The organism is Actinomadura bangladeshensis, from assembly GCF_004348335.1.
GTDB lineage: Bacteria > Actinomycetota > Actinomycetes > Streptosporangiales > Streptosporangiaceae > Spirillospora > Spirillospora bangladeshensis.
On record NZ_SMJW01000459.1, the window covers coordinates 1 to 3,001 of the forward strand.

The 3,001-nt window shown below is 73.6% G+C and carries 3 protein-coding genes and 1 pseudogene; 2 read left to right on the forward strand and 2 right to left on the reverse strand.

From position 1 onward, the window contains the following. Positions 1-36: 36 nt before the first annotated feature. Both E1284_RS39805 and E1284_RS39810 read left to right on the forward strand, forming a co-directional pair. Entirely contained in the window at positions 37-654 is a 618-nt protein-coding gene (locus tag E1284_RS39805; RefSeq protein WP_243715035.1) for an MFS transporter, read from the forward strand. A gap of 43 nt (positions 655-697) precedes the next feature. Further along, the gene (locus E1284_RS39810) at positions 698-1,309 is read left to right on the forward strand and encodes an Rv1733c family protein (RefSeq protein ID WP_131945298.1); all 612 of its coding nucleotides are present in this window, start codon (positions 698-700) and stop codon (positions 1,307-1,309) included. Positions 1,310-1,316: 7 nt separating this feature from the next. Here the strand turns inward: E1284_RS39810 and E1284_RS39815 are convergent, their stop codons facing one another. After that, on the reverse strand, positions 1,317-2,021 hold the full coding sequence (locus E1284_RS39815) for a 3-keto-5-aminohexanoate cleavage protein (protein ID WP_131945299.1): 705 nt from the start codon (positions 2,019-2,021) through the stop codon (positions 1,317-1,319). Between the two features lie 23 nt (positions 2,022-2,044). Continuing rightward, positions 2,045-3,001 (reverse strand): annotated as a pseudogene (locus E1284_RS39820) (hypothetical protein); the annotation flags it as partial.

The window sequence follows — 3,001 nt, forward strand, 5'->3', positions numbered from 1 at the left end:
CGGCGGGTGGGGGAGCGGTGGCCGATGGTGGCCGGGATGGCGGTCTCCGCGGTCGGCTACCTGCTGATCGCGGGCTGGCCGGCGGATCTGGCGGACGCCTCGTACGGGCCGCTCCCGCGGATGGACGTCGATCTGGTGGTGACCGGTCTCGGTCTCGGCCTGGTGATCGCGCCGGTGTCGTCGGCGGTGCTGGCGTTCGTCCCGGCGGGGCGGCACGGCGTGGCGTCGGCGGCGGTGGTGGTGGCGCGGATGATGGGGATGCTGCTCGGCGTCTCGGCGCTGTCGGGGTGGGGGTTCTACCGGTTCCACGCGCTGACGGCCGATCTGAAGCCGCCGCTGCCGTTCCTGATGTCGAAGGCGGAGTTCGCGCGGCAGATGGAGGTGTACAACGCGGCGCTGCAGGACGCGCTGCGCACTGAGTACCAGGAGATCTTCTGGATCACCGCGGGGATGTGCGCGCTCGGGGCCCTGCTGGCGCTGGCGGTCGGGGCGCGGCGGGGCGCCCCGGAGGGCGTGCCGGGTGAGGCCACGGGTCCGGACGATGACCTAAAACGGTCATCAACCGGGCATATCGGGCGCGATCCGGGAAAGGATTCGGCCACCGGCGATGTGCCGATCAACGAACTCGGGAATATCCTCGGTAAAGAAGGTTGAAGACCTCTTGCCGGGAGGGCGATCCCCGGGGAGGTGAACGCAGATGCGCAGGTCCGGCATCCGTCGCGGAGGCACGCCCGTCCGCAGGCTGCGCCGCCGGCTCGGCCTGGAGCCGAGCGGGCTGCGCCGCCGGGTGGACCGCGTCCAGCGGCTGGTGGCCCTCGGGCTGCTCCTGCTGCTGCTCGGCGCCGCTCCGCCGCTGGCGGCGCTGACCGTCTCGTGGTCCTACGGCGCCGGGACGCACGCCGAGCACGCCGAGCGCGCGAACCGGCACCAGGTCGTCGCCACGGTCACCTCGACCGGCGGGGTCGGCTCGACCAGCGACCGCTACATCCACGAGACCGTCCAGGCGACCTGGCCGGGACCGGGCGGCGAGCCGCACATCGGGACGCTGCCGAGCTGGAAGAACGTCGAGGTCGGCGCGCACCGCACGATCTGGATCGACCGGAACGGCGACCCGACCGTGCGCCCCCGGCCGCACAGCCGCACGGTGACCGACGCGGTCTACGCGGGCGCCGCCGCCGTCCTCGGCTGCGCGCTGCCGGTGCTGCTCGCCTACGCCCTCGTGCGGCGCCGCTGCGACCGGCACCGCGACGCGCTGTGGGAGGCCGACTGGGCGCGGCTGGACGCCGCCGGCCACAACCCGCGCTCCTGACCCGCGGCTACGGGGCGAGCAGCGCGCGGGCCGTCTGGACCAGGGTGGCGTTGTCGCCGGCGGGGGAGCCGTCGGGGAGGGTGAGGGTGTCCTCCAGCCCGATCCGGACGTCGAGGTTGTGCCGGGCGGCGAGGCGCAGCACCGGCCAGGCGCCGCCGTCCTCGCCGTGCAGCAGGATCGCGCGGTCGTGCCCGGTGCCGATGGCGTGCAGGAGCGCCTTGGCGGTGCCGGTCGCGGTCCGCGGGTCGGTGTCGGTGACCTCCGCGAGGATCCGCAGCACGTGGTGGACGTGCGGCCAGCGCAGGAACCGCTCGGTGGCGTCGGTGCCGGAGAACAGGCCCGCCTCGATCGCGACGCCCCGCTCGAACAGCGCCTCGGCGACGAGTTCGGCGCCGTCCTCGTGGAAGTTCACCGACGCGTGGTCGGGCAGGACGGTCCAGGACCGGATCAGCGCGGCGCGCTCGGCCGGATCGGGCGCCGTCCACGCGCCCGTGGTGACGCCGACCTGGATGGACGGGGTCGACGCGCGCACGGCCGCGACGGTCTCCGCGACGCGGGACGCGTCCAGGGTGTCGGCGCCCGCGTCGTCCTTCGGATGCAGGTGCACGTCCTGCGCGCCGACGTCGGCGGCGATGCGGACCGCGAAGGCGACCTCCTCCGGCGAGACCGGCACGCCCTCGGTCCGGGGCCCGTTCGGGCAGACCTGGAGCATGCTCCGATCTTCTCAGGTGGGGGTCAGGGGGCGATGACGCAGGGTCCCCCTCCGCACACGTCCACGACCGTGCCCGTCTTCAGGAACGTCGCCTTCTGGCGGCGCGCGTCGGCGTTGTTGCGCGGGTCGGAGTGCGGGTCGCGGCCCTGCGTCGGCGGGGTGTTCGTCAGCGGCGGCGCAGGGGAGCCGCTGTCCCACACGACCATGGCGGATCCGTCGTAGGACGAGCCGAACGTCGAGATGCCCCAGTACGGCACCGTGTCCGGGTTGCGGCCCGGCTGGACGGCCGGCGCGTGGACACGGGCGCCGATGGTGCGCGCCTCGACCTCGGCGGCGACGGGCGCCACCTGGTGGTCGCCGAAGGCCACGTGCATCAGCACCCGGTGCGCGGGCGTGTCCGGCAGCGGATCATCGGTCATGTGCTGGGCGTAGCCGTTGGCCTCGCCGCGGTCCCACAGCATCTGGATCAGCGCGAGGCCGATCTGCTGGTCGAGCTTGTCCGGGTAGAACAGGTCGAGGACCTGCGCGTACTCGGGGAAGTCGGCGCTGCGGTTGAGCAGCGTGCTGTAGTTCATCGCCGGGACGCCGAGGACGGCCCGCCGGATGTCGGGGGACACGGCGGTGAGGGCGCCGCCCATGATGCCGCCCTGGCTGTTGCCGTCGTAGGTCAGTTCGGCCCGGGTGTCGATCACGGAGCCGCCCGCGCCGTTCTGGAACGCCTTGTTCGAGGCGAACCCGCGGGTCATGGCCCGGCCGAGGTAGGTGAAGTCGAGCAGGCTCTGCTGGAGGCGGTCGGCGACCGTCCGGAAGCGGGTGAGGTCGGCGAGCGCCGTGATCACGTTCGGGACGTCCTCGTCGGACATGCCGATCCACTTGGTCGCGCAGAAGACGAAGCCGTGCTCGGCCGCCATCGCCTTGACGTTGCCCGCGTCGACCTCGCCCTCGCTGCCGAGGAGGCCGTGCCCGTAGAGGGCGGGGCG

Coding starts and splice junctions, on each gene's coding strand:
- E1284_RS39805 (WP_243715035.1), top strand. CDS start 37: ATGGCGGTCTCCGCGGTCGGCTACCTGCTGATCGCGGGCTGGCCGGCG.
- E1284_RS39815 (WP_131945299.1), bottom strand. CDS start 2,021: ATGCTCCAGGTCTGCCCGAACGGGCCCCGGACCGAGGGCGTGCCGGTC.
- E1284_RS39810 (WP_131945298.1), top strand. CDS start 698: ATGCGCAGGTCCGGCATCCGTCGCGGAGGCACGCCCGTCCGCAGGCTG.